The 16,618-nt window shown below is 64.2% G+C and carries 19 protein-coding genes; 13 read left to right on the forward strand and 6 right to left on the reverse strand.

The genetic code is table 11. The features are described from left to right. The first annotated feature begins 144 nt into the window (after positions 1-144). The 3 genes from C448_RS13830 (at position 145) to C448_RS16195 (ending at position 1,583) form a co-directional block, all read left to right on the forward strand. Positions 145-672, forward strand: a complete 528-nt coding sequence (locus C448_RS13830; protein ID WP_004055658.1) for a hypothetical protein — start codon at positions 145-147, stop codon at positions 670-672. 194 nt (positions 673-866) lie between these two features. Continuing rightward, on the forward strand, positions 867-1,190 hold the full coding sequence (locus tag C448_RS13835; RefSeq protein WP_049916355.1) for a DMT family transporter: 324 nt from the start codon (positions 867-869) through the stop codon (positions 1,188-1,190). Between the two features lie 225 nt (positions 1,191-1,415). Then, complete coding sequence (locus C448_RS16195; protein ID WP_160162795.1) at positions 1,416-1,583, forward strand: hypothetical protein; 168 nt, start codon at positions 1,416-1,418, stop codon at positions 1,581-1,583. A 36-nt stretch (positions 1,584-1,619) separates the two neighbouring features. Here the strand turns inward: C448_RS16195 and C448_RS13840 are convergent, their stop codons facing one another. Next, a complete protein-coding gene (locus tag C448_RS13840) occupies positions 1,620-2,102 on the reverse strand; it encodes a hypothetical protein (protein ID WP_004055662.1) in 483 nt (160 codons plus the stop codon). Positions 2,103-2,164: 62 nt separating this feature from the next. Beyond that, positions 2,165-3,055 (reverse strand): ribonucleotide-diphosphate reductase subunit beta, encoded by an 891-nt coding sequence (locus tag C448_RS13845; RefSeq protein WP_004055663.1) that lies wholly within the window; start codon positions 3,053-3,055, stop codon positions 2,165-2,167. A gap of 133 nt (positions 3,056-3,188) precedes the next feature. On the opposite strand from C448_RS13845, the gene gatD reads away from it, so the two are divergent. Both gatD and C448_RS13855 read left to right on the forward strand, forming a co-directional pair. Then, positions 3,189-4,457, forward strand: a complete 1,269-nt coding sequence (gene gatD / locus C448_RS13850) for a Glu-tRNA(Gln) amidotransferase subunit GatD (protein WP_004055664.1) — start codon at positions 3,189-3,191, stop codon at positions 4,455-4,457. After that, on the forward strand, positions 4,454-5,368 hold the full coding sequence (locus C448_RS13855) for a GNAT family N-acetyltransferase (protein ID WP_004055666.1): 915 nt from the start codon (positions 4,454-4,456) through the stop codon (positions 5,366-5,368). Before gatD ends, C448_RS13855 begins: the two co-directional genes overlap by 4 nt. A gap of 414 nt (positions 5,369-5,782) precedes the next feature. Here C448_RS13855 and C448_RS13860 read toward each other — a convergent pair whose 3' ends face one another. Beyond that, complete coding sequence (locus C448_RS13860; RefSeq protein ID WP_004055669.1) at positions 5,783-6,670, reverse strand: 1,4-dihydroxy-2-naphthoyl-CoA synthase; 888 nt, start codon at positions 6,668-6,670, stop codon at positions 5,783-5,785. Between the two features lie 284 nt (positions 6,671-6,954). On the opposite strand from C448_RS13860, the gene C448_RS13865 reads away from it, so the two are divergent. From C448_RS13865 to C448_RS13880, 4 genes are read left to right on the forward strand one after another with little or no spacing between them, the layout of a single operon-like run. Next, positions 6,955-7,893, forward strand: coding sequence for a glycine betaine ABC transporter substrate-binding protein (locus tag C448_RS13865; protein WP_004055670.1), 939 nt, complete (start codon positions 6,955-6,957; stop codon positions 7,891-7,893). Further along, positions 7,890-8,603, forward strand: a complete 714-nt coding sequence (locus C448_RS13870) for an ABC transporter permease (protein ID WP_004055672.1) — start codon at positions 7,890-7,892, stop codon at positions 8,601-8,603. Before C448_RS13865 ends, C448_RS13870 begins: the two co-directional genes overlap by 4 nt. Next, on the forward strand, positions 8,600-9,613 hold the full coding sequence (locus C448_RS13875) for an ABC transporter ATP-binding protein (RefSeq protein WP_004055674.1): 1,014 nt from the start codon (positions 8,600-8,602) through the stop codon (positions 9,611-9,613). The genes C448_RS13870 and C448_RS13875 overlap by 4 nt, the downstream gene beginning before the upstream one ends. Beyond that, the gene (locus C448_RS13880) at positions 9,610-10,287 is read left to right on the forward strand and encodes an ABC transporter permease (protein ID WP_004055676.1); all 678 of its coding nucleotides are present in this window, start codon (positions 9,610-9,612) and stop codon (positions 10,285-10,287) included. The genes C448_RS13875 and C448_RS13880 overlap by 4 nt, the downstream gene beginning before the upstream one ends. Positions 10,288-10,289: 2 nt before the next feature. Here the strand turns inward: C448_RS13880 and menD are convergent, their stop codons facing one another. Together menD and C448_RS13890 are read right to left on the reverse strand one after the other, a co-directional pair. After that, positions 10,290-12,059, reverse strand: a complete 1,770-nt coding sequence (gene menD / locus C448_RS13885) for a 2-succinyl-5-enolpyruvyl-6-hydroxy-3-cyclohexene-1-carboxylic-acid synthase (RefSeq protein ID WP_004055678.1) — start codon at positions 12,057-12,059, stop codon at positions 10,290-10,292. Next, positions 12,056-13,396, reverse strand: coding sequence for an isochorismate synthase (locus C448_RS13890; RefSeq protein ID WP_004055680.1), 1,341 nt, complete (start codon positions 13,394-13,396; stop codon positions 12,056-12,058). Before C448_RS13890 ends, menD begins: the two co-directional genes overlap by 4 nt. Before the next feature lie 255 nt (positions 13,397-13,651). Here C448_RS13890 and C448_RS13895 point away from each other — a divergent pair, with 255 nt between their 5' ends. From C448_RS13895 to cdd, 3 genes are all read left to right on the forward strand, one after another. Beyond that, positions 13,652-13,867, forward strand: a complete 216-nt coding sequence (locus tag C448_RS13895; RefSeq protein WP_004055681.1) for a DUF7120 family protein — start codon at positions 13,652-13,654, stop codon at positions 13,865-13,867. A gap of 145 nt (positions 13,868-14,012) precedes the next feature. Beyond that, positions 14,013-14,291, forward strand: a complete 279-nt coding sequence (locus C448_RS13900) for a UPF0058 family protein (RefSeq protein WP_004055685.1) — start codon at positions 14,013-14,015, stop codon at positions 14,289-14,291. A gap of 69 nt (positions 14,292-14,360) precedes the next feature. After that, positions 14,361-14,756, forward strand: a complete 396-nt coding sequence (gene cdd / locus C448_RS13905) for a cytidine deaminase (protein WP_004055687.1) — start codon at positions 14,361-14,363, stop codon at positions 14,754-14,756. A gap of 44 nt (positions 14,757-14,800) precedes the next feature. Here the strand turns inward: cdd and C448_RS13910 are convergent, their stop codons facing one another. Then, entirely contained in the window at positions 14,801-15,619 is an 819-nt protein-coding gene (locus C448_RS13910; protein WP_004055689.1) for a restriction endonuclease, read from the reverse strand. A gap of 103 nt (positions 15,620-15,722) precedes the next feature. Here C448_RS13910 and C448_RS13915 point away from each other — a divergent pair, with 103 nt between their 5' ends. Then, the gene (locus C448_RS13915; protein ID WP_004055691.1) at positions 15,723-16,550 is read left to right on the forward strand and encodes a nucleoside phosphorylase; all 828 of its coding nucleotides are present in this window, start codon (positions 15,723-15,725) and stop codon (positions 16,548-16,550) included. Positions 16,551-16,618 lie beyond the last annotated feature (68 nt).

Below are 16,618 nucleotides of genomic sequence, written 5' to 3' on the forward strand. Positions count from 1 at the left end.
AGCTTACGGCGCGTATCCCCTCCCTACTCGCTTGTGCGTCCGATGCAATCGGACGCCCGGCGCTCCTTGAGGGAGGGGTTTTGCGCCTGTCTTTTAGATAAAACCGTTACTAGGATTTATTACAGAAGGAACGGTAGTTCTGTTATGGAGAGCAAACGTATTGCTGTACTTGCTGGGGTTATTGGAGTCATCAGTGCGGTCATCAAGATTGTACCAGGGATTCTTCTAGGTAGCCTGTTCGAGCAGGGGCTCCCGGGCTGGCTACCCACGTTCGGAACGATTGGAGGGACAGCAACACTGTACAACTATGGGATAGATGTCATCGGAGCGCTGCTGATGGTAGTCCTCGCGATCGGATTCGGTTATTCCGTGAGCCGACAACTCGATCTCAGCAACGAGTATCGGCAGTTCTGTGGTGCAGTCGTCGCCGGAACGACGGTTCCGTTCATTGTGCTATGGATAGTAGGGTTTGGAGCCTTCATTCTCGGAAATTTCAGCGCTTTCACTGTTCTTGTGACGACCGTGATCGTTCTACGCCTATTTGCTACCGTCTCACTGCCTGTTATCGTCAGTGTATTCGCTGGTGCAGCGTTCGGTCACTTCTCAAGGGGTGAATCCTCGCCGCCTGAGCCAGACGAAATGAATACTGACGCGATATCTACGACGAGCTAAATCAACTCTCCGTTGTACTAGCGACGAACAGTCCATCCGTCGTGAGGGCGGACAGTGGACCGTCGAATGACGAATCGGTGGTGAGAGTCTGCAAGCAGGAGACTGGCGGTTATCGAGAGCAATCAGTTCTCCCGATCCAAATCGATGGATCCGATTTCGCAACCGCTATGCGCCCGGGTTCGCATGCCTCTATGATGGTCTCAGCGTGGCTGTACCTCGTCGTTGCAGCGGTCTTCGAAACCGGCTGGGCACTCGGCCTCGAACTCTCGGACGGCTTCACGAAACTCGTCCCCAGCGTCGCGACGGTGATTTCGATGGCCATCAGCGTCGTGTTGCTGGCCAGAGCCGTACAGTCGCTCCCGATCGGAACGGCCTACGCCGTCTGGACGGGCATTGGAGCCGCCCTGACAGCCATTCTGGGCGTCGTTTTGTTCGACGAGGCCTCGAGCATCGCCCGCTTCGGGTTCATCGGTCTCATCGTCGCTGGCGTCGTCGGACTGGAGGTTACGGGCCATTGAGGCTGTCCCACGGCCACGATGGAGCCAGCCGGTTTGCACGCGGAAAGTGAATTACTCGCGAGTCTTACGAAAGACGGTCATTGGTGTTGAAGATGCATTCGATCCGCCGATGGCGAACGGTCTCGTCGATCGCGCGGCCGGACACTATATTGAGCAACCCGCGTTCGGGTAGCAGCTGGGCACTATTTCATACGAATTATATATTTGAATGCGTAAGACTCAGTAATGAGCAGTTTGCTTTCGAGGATCGGCTGGGCAGGAGTCGGGCTCATGACTGCAGGAACGGTTCCATTCATTCTCGAAACTCCCGCGGCTGCTGTCGCAGTATCGCTGCTCGCCCTCGGCTCGTTCTACATTGCAGTAAAGGGGTCGGATCTTCAGGTGATTCCGTAGAAGCCGTGAGGGAGATGATTGCAGCCGATGGACGGTTTACAGTTCGCGCGTCAGCCCGTCGCGTAGATCGCGCCCGAAGTAGTGCCCGACGAGTCCGGCGAGCAGTCCGACGCCGGCAGCGACCGCGATGACCGGAGCCCCGACTCCGCCGATCGTCAGTGCGAAGTAATCGAGTAGCGTGCCGAGAGCGGGCACGAGCGCACCCGCCAGGCCGGCTTCGACGTAGTGGCGGCGCTCGCTCGCCGCGCCGAGTGTAAAGGTTGCAAAAAAGACGCCGACGTATCTGAGTATCGCGCCGAGGATCGGCACGAGGCCACCGAGAGCGACGCCGACGGCGGTGAGCGCGAGCGCGACGACGAACGTTCGCACCGAGAAGACGTCGCCCGCTCGCTCGCGCAGCGTCGGCCCGTCGCTCGCCGTCGGCGGTTCGTCGTCGACCGCCTCGGCCGTGGTCTCGACCTCCGCGAGCAGCTCGTCGGTGTCGCGGGTCGTCGTTTGTTCGCCGGCGCGGTCGGCCATACGGGAACGTGTGCCCCGAACGACATGGACCTTTCCCTGTCGATCGGTTCGATCGTGACCCCTCAGTCGCCGAGCGCGGTCAGTTCGTCGACATCGGGGATGGCATCGCTCGCGGCGGTGATCTGTTGCATGCGCTGGCCGTGTTTGCTGGTGGCGTATTCGACGAGTTCGTTCGGCTCGATACCGGGTTCGTCGCTCTCGTAGTCGGGGATCGACGCCTGCACCAGCGGGAGCAGCTCGCCGACGGTGTCCTCGATGACCGACGCATCGACCCGCTCGCTCTCGACGAGCTCCTTGAGTTTCGCCATGCCGAAGCCGACGTGGCGACCTTCGTCGCTGCGAATCGAGGTGAGCCCCTCGACGAGCCCCGGCAGATGCGGCACGTCGGGATAGCTGTCAGTGTCGAACTGGCGAGTGAGTCCGTAGTAGCCAGTTTGAGCGAGAATTCCCTCGACGGTCATGTGGTAATGTGAGTACGCCTTCGCACGGTTTTCCGGCGTGTCGTCGTCGAGCAGCCGTGCCATCGCGCGCTCGTTGCGCTCGAACAGTTCGTCGTACTCGTCGGAGAACCACCGTTCGTCGGCCGGCGAGCTGCGCTCCGCACCGCGGTCGTCCTCGGCCGGATGAATGACCTCACGCCAGTACCGATCGAAGAAGTCCGCGTGTTTTGCCTCCTCGTAGAGTTGGGTCGTAATGAACAGCTGATCCTCGAAATCGTCAAGGACGACCGACAGCGGCGCGAGGTCCTCGGCGACGGCGTCCTCGCCAGCGCCGAACAGCGCGAGCGCACGCTTGAGCCCCTCGAAACCGACCTCGTCGAGATCGGCCAGCGCAGCACGGTCGTCTGCGAGATCTATCTCGTGGGGATCCCAGTGTTTCTCGACGGCGTGACGGTAGTAGCGGTACGTTCGTGCGTCGGTGTCGATCTGCATCGACGGTTCGGTCCCCGACATCTCGTGCGGGCTACGCACCACCGGCCCATGAAGCCCCTGCCAGCTCGACGGGGATATTTATATATCGGCATGCGGTTCAGCGGTGCGATCGGCGGAAGGACGAATTGAAGTCCGCGAGGGCGGTAGTCGAGGTATGAATCCGGGCGATCGCGTCCGTCTCACGCGCGAGGGACGGACCCACGAGGGGGTTCTCATGCCCGCCACGACCGCGGAGCGCGCCGTACTCAAACTCGACGGCGGCTACAACGTCGGTATCGACAGAGAGGGGGCCGAGTTGGAGGTCGTCGAGGCGGCCGTCCACGACGTCGGCGGTGCGGACGCGAGCGAGTCCTCACAGGTGGCGTTCGACGAAGAGTTGCCGACGATCGCGCTCGTTTCGACGGGTGGCACGATCGCCTCGACGGTCGATTATCGTACGGGAGCCGTGACGGCGCGGTTCGACGCCGAGGACGTGCTCCAGGCGGTGCCCGATCTCGCGGGGCGGGCGAACTACCGCGGACGGGTCGTGGCGAACATCCTCTCGGAGAACATGACGCCCGATGTCTGGCAGGAGCTGGCCCAGGCGGTCCACGAGGAGATCGAGGCGGGTGCCGACGGCGTGGTCGTGATGCACGGCACGGACACGATGCAGTTCTCGGCGAGCGCGCTCGCGTTCATGCTCGATACTCCGGTGCCGGTGGTCTTTACGGGGAGCCAGCGCTCGGCCGATCGCCCCTCGTCGGACAACGTGATGAACGCCGTCTGTGCGGTCGAAGCGGCCAAAAGCGACTGTGCCGAGGTCATGGTCTGCATGCACGCGAGCGATTCCGACGACCGGTGTGCGCTTCACCGGGGGACCCGTGTGCGGAAGAACCACACCTCGCGCCGTGACGCCTTCGCGACCGTCGACGGGACGCCGCTCGGTCACGTCGACTACGAGAACGGAGAGGTAAAATTCCACGAGGAGCACCGCGAGCGTGGCGCAGTTGACCTCGCCATCGCGCCGAACCTCGAAACCGATGTCGAACTGGTGAAGTTCACGCCCGGCACGAGCGAGCAGTTCCTCGATGTTGCCGAGGACAGTGCCGGACTCGTCCTCGAAGGCACGGGATTGGGGCACGTCCACACCGACTGGATACCGCGGATCGAGGAGCTGATCGACCAGGGGACGACGGTCGTGATGACGAGTCAGTGTCTCTCGGGGCGGGTCTGTGACCGGGTCTACGACACCGGGCGCGATCTGCTCGATGCGGGCGTCGTCGAGGCCGAGGACACCCTGCCCGGCACCGCGAAGGTGAAACTGATGTGGGCGCTGGCGAACGAAGACGAGGTTGCCAAGACGATGGGCACGTCGATGGCCGGCGAGTGCACCGAGCGGTCGGTGCCCGCCGAGAGTCTCGTCGACGGAGGTCGTATGCAGTGAGTACGGGTATTCACATCCGCCAGGCTCGCCGGGAGGATTACGAGGCGGTCGTGGAGTTCACCCGCGGGACGTGGGCCGATCGCGAGGCGAGCGACTACATCCCGGACGTCTATCACGAGTGGGTCGCGAGCGACGGCGATCGCCAGCGGACGTTCGTCGCCGACGCCAGCGACGACATCGCGGGCATCTGCCAGGGCGTGCTGCTCTCCGGCCACGAGGCGTGGGCCCAGGGGATGCGCGTCAACCCCGACTACCGCGGCGCGGGCCTCAGCACGAAACTGAACGACGCGCTGTTCGCGTGGGCGCGTGAGCACGGGGCGAGCCTCTGCCGGAACATGGTTTTCTCGTGGAACGTGGCCGGACTGGGCGGGTCGCGTGCCGCCGGGTTCGATCCACGGACGGAGTTCCGCTGGGCGCATCCCGAACCCGAGCCGAATCACAGTGGAAAGAAACCGGGCTACGACGTGACCGACGCACCGGACGATGCCTGGGGCTACTGGCAGCGCTCGGCGGCACGGGACGCTCTGGACGGCCTCGTTCTCGACAGAAACGAATCATGGGCCGTCTCGGAGCTCACCCGCGAGCGTTTGCGTCGGGCGGCCGACGAAACGCGTGTGTTCGCCGTCCAGGGGGCCGATGGCATCCGGGGGATGGCCCACCGGGTGCGCGACTACGAGCGCGAGCAGGACGGCGAACGCGAGCACTGGGCCGAGTACGGCGTCGGTGCATGGGACAATCTCGACGCCGCACGGGCGCTGTTCGATGCGATCAGCGCTGATGCCGCCGAATTGGATGCCGACCGCACGCGAGTGCTGATCCCCGAGACGCCACGGCACGTTTCGGACGCCGCGGCCGCCCGCGTCGCGGTGAGTGGCGAACCGGATTTCGTGCTCGAAGCCGATCTCTCCTGAAGCCGCCACGTCAGTATGCTTGCAAAAATGCCGCGAGCGAGCCGCAGGCGAGCGAGCAGCCCCTCGATTCGCCTGGCGTCTCGGCAAGCGACGCGAGCTGAGGCTCAGGAGAGCTTGCTCTCCTGGTGGATGAATGGCGAGGGGCGTCAGGTGCGAACGGAGTGAGCACCGCGACTGCGAGCGGGGAGCGCAGCGACCCGCGAGCACGCGAGTGAAACGAGCGCCCCGAGGGCTTCGGCGGTGCGGAGGCGGAGAGTGGTAGCATCCGCGCGAGCGCAGCGAGCGCGGTTCGCCGTGAGTGACCGAGCGTAGCGAGGGAACGAGCGGCAGTTTTTGGTCCAGGTTTTTGCAAGCGGGGGTCAAGCGAGCGACCGGAGGGAGCGAGCGCGACCCCTCGCAGCAAAAAGTGGTGGTTCAATAATACCAGGGAACGTCCTCGAACTCGGGGTCGCGGCCGTCCATGAACGCTTCGCGTCCTTCTTGTGCTTCGTCGGTCATGTAGGCCAGCCGGGTGGCTTCGCCGGCGAAGACCTGCTGACCGACCATGCCGTCGTCGGTAGCGTTGAAACCGTATTTGAGCATGCGGATGGCCGTCGGCGATTTGCCGTTGATCCGGTCGGCCCAGTCCAGAGCCGTGGATTCGAGCTCGTCATGCGGGACCGCCTCGTTGACCATGCCCATCTCGGCGGCCTCGTCGGCGTCGTAGGTCTTCCCGAGAAAGAACACCTCGCGAGCCTTCTTCTGACCGATCTGTTTGGCGAGGTAGGCGGAGCCGAAGCCGCTGTCGAAGCTCGCGACATCGGGATCGGTCTGGAGGAACTTCGCGTGCTCCCGGCTGGCGATGGTGAGATCGCAGACGACGTGAAGGGAGTGGCCACCGCCGACCGCCCAGCCGGGGACGACCGCGACGACGGGTTTCGGGAGGTGGCGGATCGCGCGCTGGACTTCGAGGATGTGGAGCCGGCCGGTGTTCTCGCTGTCACCCTCGTCGCCGTCGTATTCGTAGCCGGAGCCGCCACGGACCGACTGATCGCCGCCCGAGCAGAAGGCCCAGCCGTCGTCCTTCGGCGAGGGGCCGTTGCCGGTCAGCAGCACGCAGCCGACGTCGGTCTGGCGTTTGGCGTGGTCGAGCGCCGTCGCGAGCTCGTCGACGGTTTTGGGGCGAAAGGCGTTGCGTACCGCGGGGCGATCGAAGGCGATGCGGACGGCTCCCGAATCGGTGGCCCGGTGATAGGTGATGTCCGCGAAGTCGAACCGATCGATCGAGCGCCAACGGTCGGGATCGAACAGTGCCGAAACCATACTCACACTGTGCCCGGATGAGCGAAAAACCTTGGTAGTCGGGCGGTGGCGGCGGTAACGTTACGTGAGCGGTCGACCGATTCGTGGCGCATCGTCATTGCCTGCGTTGTTCGGCAACACGCGTTCGTGTGGCACGCATGCGCACTGGCAAGCCCAGAGATTAAGTGTCCGACTCCGTGTTATCTCAGCGCCACAGCGATGCAGCACTTGATGCACTCAAGCGACTCAGAGAACCGTCCATCCAGCGCACGGGCGCTGTCGAGACGGATCGGGGAGGATAGAACGTGACCACACGACGCGACTTTCTCAAATACGGCGGCGCGACCGCCGCGACGGCCGGCATGGGCGCGACAGCGGGCTGTACGGCCGTTCTCGGTGCCGACACCGATGCCGTGACGGTGAGTTCACAGCGGTTCCCGGAGGGGGTCCTGTTGAGCTACATGGCCATCGAATCGCTCCGGAAGAACACCGACCTCTCCGTGGTCGACGAGACCTCCCTCGGTGGGGACCCGATGAACTTCCGGGCGGTCAGAAGCGACGAGACCGATCTGTTCTGGCTGTACACCGGGACGGCGTGGGCGCTCTTCCCGCCGAAACGGGACAAGATCATCTCAAAACCGAGGAAACTCTACCGGAAGGTCAAGCAGTCGATGCAGCGCAACTACGGACTGACGATGCTGAATCCGGCCCCGTTCAACAACACCTACGCCCTCATCGCCGAACCGAAGTGGATGGAGAAAACGGGCGTGAAAACCATCAGCGATTTCGCAAAATACGTCAAGAACAACCAGCTGAGCGGGCCGGTCGTGCTCGGCATATCGTTCTCCCAACGCGATGATGGCTGGCCGGGAATGGTCAAACGGTACGGGTTCGAGAAGGCCGCCTCGAATCTCGACACCCGTACCGCCAGCTCGTCGCTCACCTACCAGATAATCAATAGTACACAGGCTACGATCGGGATGGGGTTCACCACGAACCCACAGCTCCGCCAGTACGACCTGAAGGTTCTCGAAGACGACAAGAGCTTCTTCCCGACGTACAACCCGGCACCGATCACCAACGACATCGTCGAACGGAAACCCCAGATCCGCGAACCGCTGAACGCCATCGGGCCGACGCTGACCTACGAGAAGATCGTTCGGCTCAACAAGAAGGTGCAGATCGAAAAGAAAGACCCACAGAAGGTCGCGCGGCAGTATCTTCGCTCGGAGGGGTTGATATGAGCGGCATCGTTTCGTTTTTCGATTCGCTCGTCCAGTTCACGGCCGACAACAGTGATCGTCTGTTGCGGCTGTTCGGCGAGCACATCGTCCTCGCGATCGAGACGCTGGTGATCGCGTTGCCGATCGCGATCGTCCTCGGTATCGCCATCAGCTACAACGAACGCGCGGCGACGGTCGTGCTCTGGATCGCCAGCGTGTTGCTCACGATCCCCTCGATCGCCTTCTTCGGGATGCTCGTCCCCATCTTGGGTATCGGGACGCCGCCGGTGATCGTCGCGTTGGTGGCGTACTCACAGCTGCCGGTCATCAGAAACACCTACCTCGGCGTCACGGGGGTCGACCCCGCCGCCGTCGAAGCCGGCACGGGCCTCGGGATGACCCGGTTCGAACGCCTCTGGCGCGTCCGCCTCCCTGTAGCCTTGCCCGTGGTGATGGCCGGCGTCAGAAACGCGGTCGTCTTGCTGGTGGGACTTGCGGCCATCGGCGCGTTCATCGGCGGCCCCGGACTCGGCTTTTTCATCTTCTACGGCATCAATCAGGGCAACACGGCGATGATCGTCGTCGCCACGGTGGCAGTCTCGGTGCTCGCGCTGGCGTTCGATTACCTGTTTGCCGTGACCGAACGTGGTCTCCGCCTGCGTAACGGCGAGGACCTCGAACCGACCTACACGACGCGGCTGTTCGACGCGATCCGCACCCAGTTCCAATGATTCAGTTCGACAACGTTCACAAACAGTACAGCGATGGCACGCAAGCGGTCAACGGTCTCAGCTTCGAGGTCGAGGAAGGGACGACCACGGTCCTCGTGGGTCCCTCCGGCTGCGGGAAGACGACGACGATGCAGCTGGTCAACCGCCTCGAAGAGCCGACCGAGGGGACGGTCTACTACGACGGGACCGACATCCAAGAGCTGCCGGCGACCGAACTCCGCCGGCAGATCGGCTACGTCATCCAGGATATCGGACTGTTCGACCACATGACGATCGCCGAGAACGTCGCCACGGTGCCCGAGCTCAAGGGCTGGGACGACGATCGCACCGACGAACGGGTGGACGAACTGCTCGATCTGATGGGGCTGCCGCCGGAGGAGTATCGGGAGAGCTATCCGGGCGAGCTCTCGGGCGGCCAACAGCAGCGCGTCGGCGTCGCCCGCGCGCTCGCGGCCGGTCCCGACGTAATGTTGATGGACGAGCCGTTCGGCGCGCTCGACCCCATCACCCGCGAGAACCTCCAGGACGAGTTCCTCGATATCCAGGAGGAGATCGAGACGACGATCATCTTCGTCACCCACGACATCAACGAGGCGTTGAAGATGGGCGACAAGATCGCCATGATGAACGACGGCGAGCTCGTCCAGTACGACACGCCGGCGGCGATGCTCGAAGCGCCGGCGACGAAGTTCGTCGAGGACTTCATCGGGCCGGATCGTACGCTGAAACAGCTGCGCGTGCTTCAGGTCAGCGAGATCATGCGGACGGAGGTGCCCGACGAACACCGCGACGTCGTCGATGCGTTCGACCCCGCCGACACCGTGATGGCCGACGGCGGCGAGCTCATCCCGGTCACGCCGACCGATAGCGCACAGGTCGCGCTCTCGCGGTGTATCCAGGCCGGCGTGCGGGCGCTGCCGGTCGTCGAGGACGCCACGGTCATCGGCGTCGTCACCGAGGAGGACATCAGGGGCTATCACGCCGACGAGATCGAGGCGACGAGCGAATGAGCGATCTCATCAGCCTGCTCGCGGAGACGTGGGCGTATCTGCTGGCGAATTCGGCTCGGTTCTTCGAGCTGCTGCGCGAGCATCTCACGCTCGTGTTCGTCTCGGAGGCGCTCGCGATCATCGTCGCCGTCCCCCTGGGAATCGCCGCGACGCGCAACGATCGGGTGAACTCGATCGTCTCCGGGTTCGGTAACGTCGCCCAGACGGTGCCGACGCTCGCGGTCATCGCGCTCGCCTTCCCGATACTCGGACTGGGCTTTCTCCCCTCGGTCGTCGGTCTGTTCGCCTACTCGCTGTTGCCGATTCTCACGAACACGATCGCGGGCATCGAGAGCGTCAGCGACAGTACCGTCGACGCCGCCCGCGGGATGGGGATGACCGACTGGGAGATCCTCCGGAAAGTCCGCCTGCCGCTCGCTCTCCCCGTGATCTTCGCCGGCATCCGCACGAGCGTCGTGCTCAACGTCGGCTCGGCCTATCTGGCCTTCTTCATCGGCGGCGGCGGGCTCGGCGTCTGGGTCATCGGCGGCATCAAACTGTTCAGCACCACGCAGCTGCTCGCCGGTGCGATCCCGGGCGCGCTGCTGGCGATCACGCTCGACGGACTGCTCGGGCTGGCTCAACGGCGACTCGGTACCGAGACGGCAAGCGACCGGACCGCCGCGGCGGCCTGAGATTATTTCTCGTCGAATTCGTCGAGAACGCGTTTCTGGAGGTCGTCACGAAAGCGGTGGCTCCGTTCGGCGTCGAACGGGATCTCGATGACCTGCGTGCCGGCGCTGTCGAGCGATGCTCGGTAGGCATCGCGGAACGACTCGCGACCGTCGGCGCGGACGAACTCGAACCCGTACAGCTCTCCTGTGGGTGCGAAGTCGAGTCCATGGGGAGTGGCGAACTGTTCGAACACCGAGTCGAACTCGGCGATCGGGAGCAGTCGGAAGATGCCGCCGCCGTCGTTGTTGAGGAGGACGATCGTGGCGTCGACGTCGCAGCGCGAGAGCGCGAGCAGGCCGTTCATGTCGTGGTAGTAGGCCACGTCGCCGATGACGACGACGAGCGGCTCGTCGGTCGCGCTGCCGGCACCCAGTCCCGAGGAGAGAACGCCGTCGATGCCGCTCGCACCGCGATTGCCCAACACGGTGAGCCCGGCGTCGCGCGGTTCACCGAAGCGGTCGGCGTCGCGGACGGGCATCGAGTTCGAGAGGAACACCGTCGCGGGATCGGGGGCGTCGGCGAAGACGTCTCTCAGGACCGTGCCCTCGAAGAATTCTTCACTACTCGCGTCGTCCACGAGTCGCCAGTAACGTCGCTCGGCCGCGGCGAAGCGATCACGCCACTCGTTGCTCGCGCTCATCTCGACGTTCTCCGCGAGTGTGCGCGCGAGCCGGTTCGGGTCGGCGACGAGCAGGTCGCTCGCCACGAAGGTCGCCTCGCGCCACTCGCCGGCGGGATCGACGACGAACTGGCGGGTATCCGACTCGCGGATCGAACGACGGAGATACTGCCTGAGAACCTTCGATGTCGGCGATGCGCCCATACGGATCACGACCTCCGGCGTGGGCCACGCGTCCGCATCGAGATAGGAGTCGTAGCCGCCACAGACGAGGGCGTCGGCACGGTGTGGGCCGAAGCGCAGCCCCGACAGCGGATCGGCACAGACCGGAAAGCCGGTCGCCTCGGCGAGGGCGGCGATCGCCGACGCGTCGAGGGTCGTGCTCGGACCGGCGACGACGAGACCGCGTTCGGTCGCGAGCGCGTCAGCGACCCGATCGACCGTGGAATCGTCGAGCACGGAACGACCCTGTGCGGTGTGGACGAACGGCCCGTCGCGTCCCGTCGCACCGAGCGGCTCCGTATCGGCGATGTCGTCGGGTACGTCACCCGGTACGGGGGTAGGTTCGAGTGGTTTTCGGAACGGGACGTTCAGATGGACGGGCCCGGGCGGCGTGCCGGTGCTGGCGGCGAGCGCGCGGGCGATCGTCACCCGCAGCGAGCGGAGTTTGCGACCGTTCGCCTCGGGTTCGGGCAGCTCGTGATACCAGCGGACCGCCGACCCGTACAGCTTCTGCTGATCGATCGTCTGGTTCGCGCCGCTGTCACGCAGTTCCGGCGGGCGATCGGCGGTCAACACCAGAAGCGGGACGCGCGCCTGGTTTGCCTCGATGACGGCAGGATGGAAGTTCGCGGTCGCGGTGCCGGACGTCGAGAGAACGGGGACGGGCTCCCCAGTACGTTTGGCACGCCCGAGTGCGAAAAAGCCCATCGAGCGCTCGTCGAGATGGGAGAGGACGTCGATTTCGGGATGTTCGGCGAAGGCGACCGTCAGCGGCGTCGAGCGGCTGCCGGGAGCGATACAGACCGTGGAAACGCCTTGGGCCACGAGTTCGGAAACGAAGACCTCGGCCCAGAGCGTGTTCCGGTTCGGCCAGCGTGAGTCCCGGTTCATTCGTCGAGTTCGTCGAGCACCGGCTGGAACTTCGGCCCGAGCTCGGCCCACTCCTCGTCGGGGTCCGAGTCGCCGACGATGCCGTCGCCCGCGAACAGCGTCGCGTCGTCGCCGCTGGCGACCGCCGATCGGATGCCGACGACGAACTCGCCGTCGCCGGCGGCGTCGAACCAGCCGACTGGAGAGGCATACCAGCCACGGTCGAACGGCTCCGTCTCGCGGATCACCGACCGGGCGCGTTCGGGCGGGAGACCGCCGACTGCCGGCGTCGGATGGAGCGCCTCGACGAGATCGAGAACGTGGGTGTCGTCGTCGAGCGTCGCCGTGATCGGCGTTCGGAGGTGCTGGATGTTCGAAAGGCGCTTGATCCCGCGCTCGCCGACGCAGACGGTGCCGAACGGGGCGAGGCGTTCGCGGATGGTGTCGGTGACGAGCGCCTGCTCGTGGCCGAGTTTGTCGCTTGCTTCGAGCGAACGCGCGAGTTCGGCGTCCTCTTCGGGCGTGTCGCCACGCTCGACCGAGCCCGCGAGCGCCTCGGTGGCGACGTGGTCGCCATCCATCCTGACGAGGCGCTCCGGCGGTGGGCCGAAGAACCCCCGCTCGTCGGTCGGTTGGACGAGAAATCGATAGCATTCGGGATAGGTCCGTCGGAACCGTTCGAGCGTATCGGGAACGTCGATCGGCGCATCGAGCGTCACGTCGAGCGCGGTGGCGAGGACGACCTTGCGGAGATCGCCATTCCGGATCGACACGATGGCGCGCTCGACGCTTTCGGTCCACTCGGCGTTGGTGGTCAGTCGGCGGGTGGTAGCGATCCCCGGTCGCTGCCCGCTCGGGCGCAACATCGGCAGGTCGGCGATCGTCTCGTGGACGGTGTCGAGACGCTCGGCGACGCTCTCGGAGGTGGCGTCGGTGTCGTAGGACGCGACGCTCAGCCACGTGCGATCGTTCGCACGCGTGAGCTGGACGCGCGGCAGGACGAACAGCGCCGCCGGAAACCCCTCCCACGGCGGGGCGGGCGTGTGGTCGGCCTCGAAGGCGAGCCCGCCGAGAAGGCGCGGACGGGCGGCGGGCGGGCCGTCGGCATCGACGTCGTCGAACAGCGTTGCGGCGTCCGCACGGAGTGTATCGAAGCGATCATCGCCTTCCGCGCGGACGACCGCCGCCGCGCCGCCGCCGACGAGTTCGAGCCCATCGGGTGTCGCCCACGCGACCCGCGGGGCCGACTGCGCCGAGAGGAACGCACGGAACGAGCAGTCGTCGATCTCGCGGGTGCGACTCACCAGCCGTCCGTCGCCGATGCCCGGCGGCTGCTCCTCACGTCCTGCCTGTGCCATCACGGATGGTTGGAACGGGAGGCCCTTGAGCGTGTCCTTCCCGTTTCGGGCGCGCTCGCGCCGTGATTCGCCCGATGTGTGTTTCCGCGGGTCGTTCGCCGCGATCCGCGAGACGGAGTCTTGCCATGCATCGATCGAAAGATATGTTTTGTATCTCGAAACTATGAGTTGTATTTCATAAGAGAGTGTTTTCCCAGCACGAACTGTTTTCCCCGTCAGAATTAAATACCCCTCTACCGAAGCCCCGGTGTTCCGATGGCTAAAGTAGAGATCACGATCCCGGAGCAGCTCGAAATGCAGATCGCGCGCATGGTCGAGGAAGGGGAGTTCCTCAACCGTCAGGAAGCGGTCGAAGAGCTTCTCTCGTCGGGAATGCGGGCGTATCAGACGAACGGACCGATGGACGACGAGGAGGGCGCAGGCCTCGAAGACGACGGGATGATGGGCCACGAGGACGAGTACGTCTTCTGATACTATCGGGGCTGATCATGAGCCCGTGACGCGACGATCTATTGAAACGGTATCGAATGCCGATCGTTCCGTACTGCTGTCCGACGGTGTGCGACCGCTCGTGAGGACAACCGTTAAACCGGCCGAACTCCTCTAGTTACCCAATATGCACAAGGAGGAACTCCTCGAACTCCACGAGGAGATGGTGACGATCACCGAATTCGTCAACAACCGCGAGGACGTCGACCCGGAGCTGTTCGAGACCTACGAGAAACTCGACGTCACGCCTGACGACGTCCACAAATCGAAAAACGAGCACAAACACGCCGTCTTCATCCTCGGCAACGCCCTCGCCGAGGCGATGAGCGACGACGAGTTCTCCGACGCCGGCCGCATCGGCAAGCGTATGCGCGAGCTCGCCACCGACGCCGAAGGCAAGCTCTGAGCGGGAGCTTCCGTCACGCTCCGTCGAGTCCCGGTGGGTATTTGACGCCACGCGAGTGACTCCACGGGCATGGACGACGACGAACTCATCGACCGCGCCCGTGAAGCGACGGCAAGCGCACACGTCCCCTACTCGGAATATCGGGTCGGGGCAGCGCTCGAAACGGCGGACGGAACGGTCTTTCTCGGCTGTAACATCGAGAACGCCAACTACTCGAACAGCCTCCACGCCGAGGAGGTCGCGCTCGCCGAGGCGGTCAAGAACGGTCACCACGACTTCGCGCGCCTCGCGGTCGCCTCCTCCGAGCGCGACGGCGTTCTTCCATGTGGGATGTGCCGCCAGAGCCTCTCCGAGTTCTGCGACGACGACTTCCGGGTGCTCTGTGACGAAGAGGATTCCAAAAGCGAATACCGACTCGGCGAACTGCTGCCGGACGCCATTTCGGCGGAGACGTTGGGCAAATAGACTAAACTACATCGCCGGGGTGTTCCGAGCGGATTTGACCTGGATCAGATCGCTCCGCGTCTTCGATAGAGATAGACTGGAACGGTGATGTAGAAAAAGAACAGTCCCACTAGGTAGAGCCATGCCGTCGGATTCCAAGAGCTGTGACGACGAACGTATCGAATGTCGAGGTAGAGAGCGACTGCAACGATAATAAATAGGATACCGAAAGCGGTTTCGACCGCACTGCCAACCGCCCCGAGAAGGCCGGCAGTCGTCCCGTCCAACAGCATACTGACGAGGAGGGTCGCGAATGCAAGTCCGGTAGTCGTGAGCAAGGTACTGTGCCAGTCGCGTGCCCGAACCGCTTTCGCGAGCAATCCGTCGTCGCTCTCCGCTGACGAAACGGTGCTTTCGTGAGTGAGTGTGCTCTCCTCGTTCGTCGTCGGCTGTGGTTCCTCCGGTGTATCTATATCGTACTGCGCCATGAGATTCTCAGCGCCCAGTTCTTCGACCATCGAGGCGAGATCGTCACCGTTGACCAGTTTCACGTTCATCTTCTCGGCCACATCATTGGCCTGTCTCGTGAACGAATTGGTGGTTACGACGGCAACAGAATCGACGTTGGACTCCTGCTGTTTCAGGCTCGCGTACTCCCTGATGTCGCGACCTCCAACCGTCGTATTAGGGCCGTATCGTTTGGCCTGGATCAGTTCCTTCCGGTTGTAGGGGTTCGATTTCGTTGCGACGACGTCGATTCCGGCATCGGCGGATGCTTGCGAGACCTCGCAGTCCCATCCCACCCGCCCCCAGATGTCGGCGACGAAATATTCGAAGTCGTATTCGTCCATCCGCTGAAGTCGATCCTTGACAGCAGCCGTCATCAGATAGCGAATCGTTCGGAAAGCAGTCGTATAAATCAATCCCCACACAGGTATGTCAACAGACAACCGCGACTTATTTGCTACCGATGGGTGTAGTCGGAGTATGGCCGGCGATAGCGAGGATCCGAACGACGAGACGCAGTATCACCTCGGGGTCGCCCCCGACGACGTCGCCGACACCGTACTGCTGCCGGGCGATCCCGAGCGCATCGAGAAGATCACGAATCAGTGGGACGAGTCGGAGATCGTCGCCGAACACCGCGAATTCCGCACCGCGACGGGCGCGTACGACGGCGCGCCGATCAGCACGACCTCGACGGGCATCGGCAGTCCCTCGGCGGCGATCGCCGTCGAGGAGCTCGCGCGCGTCGGCTGCGAGACGTTCCTTCGGGTCGGCTCCTGCGGGGCGATCCAGCCCGAGATGGACGTCGGCGATCTCGTCATCACCTCAGGGGCGGTCAGACAGGAGGGAACCAGCGACGAGTACGTCCGCGAGGGGTTCCCCGCGAGCGCCGACGACCGCGTCGTGGCGGCACTGGTCGCCGCAGCTGAGGAACTGGGCCACGACTACCACGTCGGCGTGACCGCGAGCACCGACAGCTTCTACGCGGGTCAGAGCCGGCCGGGGTTCGAGGGGTTCGAGGCCGCCGGCAGCGAGGAGCGCTTCGAGGAACTGCGCGAGGCCGGCGTGCTCAACTTCGAGATGGAATCGAGCGCGATCCTCAGCCTCGCAAATCTCTACGGGCTGCGGGCGGGCGCGGTCTGCACAGTGTATGCCAACCGGACGACCGGCGAGTTCCGCACCGAAGGCGAGAACCGGGCGGCCGAGACGGCGAGCCTCGCGACGGCGCTGCTCGCCCGGATGGACGAGCGGGCGCGCGAGGCCGGTGCCGATCGCTGGTATCCCGGACTCGGTCTCGGCGACGACTGATCCCGCGAGCGCTCGATGGCCGGCAGAGCGGCCACAGCGCCGTTCCGCATCGGGAATCCTTTTCAGTC

This window comes from Halococcus morrhuae DSM 1307 (assembly GCF_000336695.1).
GTDB classification, from domain to species: Archaea; Halobacteriota; Halobacteria; order Halobacteriales; family Halococcaceae; genus Halococcus; species Halococcus morrhuae.

Bases quoted from the DNA above. Each gene is read 5' to 3' on its own strand.
- C448_RS13840 (WP_004055662.1), bottom strand. From the start codon at position 2,102: ATGGCCGACCGCGCCGGCGAACAAACGACGACCCGCGACACCGACGAG.
- C448_RS13895 (WP_004055681.1), top strand. From the start codon at position 13,652: ATGGCTAAAGTAGAGATCACGATCCCGGAGCAGCTCGAAATGCAGATC.
- menD (WP_004055678.1), bottom strand. From the start codon at position 12,059: ATGAACCGGGACTCACGCTGGCCGAACCGGAACACGCTCTGGGCCGAG.
- C448_RS13835 (WP_049916355.1), top strand. From the start codon at position 867: ATGGTCTCAGCGTGGCTGTACCTCGTCGTTGCAGCGGTCTTCGAAACC.
- C448_RS13915 (WP_004055691.1), top strand. From the start codon at position 15,723: ATGGCCGGCGATAGCGAGGATCCGAACGACGAGACGCAGTATCACCTC.
- C448_RS13890 (WP_004055680.1), bottom strand. From the start codon at position 13,396: ATGGCACAGGCAGGACGTGAGGAGCAGCCGCCGGGCATCGGCGACGGA.
- C448_RS13830 (WP_004055658.1), top strand. From the start codon at position 145: ATGGAGAGCAAACGTATTGCTGTACTTGCTGGGGTTATTGGAGTCATC.
- C448_RS13860 (WP_004055669.1), bottom strand. From the start codon at position 6,670: ATGGTTTCGGCACTGTTCGATCCCGACCGTTGGCGCTCGATCGATCGG.
- cdd (WP_004055687.1), top strand. From the start codon at position 14,361: ATGGACGACGACGAACTCATCGACCGCGCCCGTGAAGCGACGGCAAGC.
- gatD (WP_004055664.1), top strand. From the start codon at position 3,189: ATGAATCCGGGCGATCGCGTCCGTCTCACGCGCGAGGGACGGACCCAC.
- C448_RS13880 (WP_004055676.1), top strand. From the start codon at position 9,610: ATGAGCGATCTCATCAGCCTGCTCGCGGAGACGTGGGCGTATCTGCTG.
- C448_RS13845 (WP_004055663.1), bottom strand. From the start codon at position 3,055: ATGTCGGGGACCGAACCGTCGATGCAGATCGACACCGACGCACGAACG.
- C448_RS13870 (WP_004055672.1), top strand. From the start codon at position 7,890: ATGAGCGGCATCGTTTCGTTTTTCGATTCGCTCGTCCAGTTCACGGCC.
- C448_RS13875 (WP_004055674.1), top strand. From the start codon at position 8,600: ATGATTCAGTTCGACAACGTTCACAAACAGTACAGCGATGGCACGCAA.
- C448_RS13910 (WP_004055689.1), bottom strand. From the start codon at position 15,619: ATGACGGCTGCTGTCAAGGATCGACTTCAGCGGATGGACGAATACGAC.
- C448_RS13900 (WP_004055685.1), top strand. From the start codon at position 14,013: ATGCACAAGGAGGAACTCCTCGAACTCCACGAGGAGATGGTGACGATC.
- C448_RS16195 (WP_160162795.1), top strand. From the start codon at position 1,416: ATGAGCAGTTTGCTTTCGAGGATCGGCTGGGCAGGAGTCGGGCTCATG.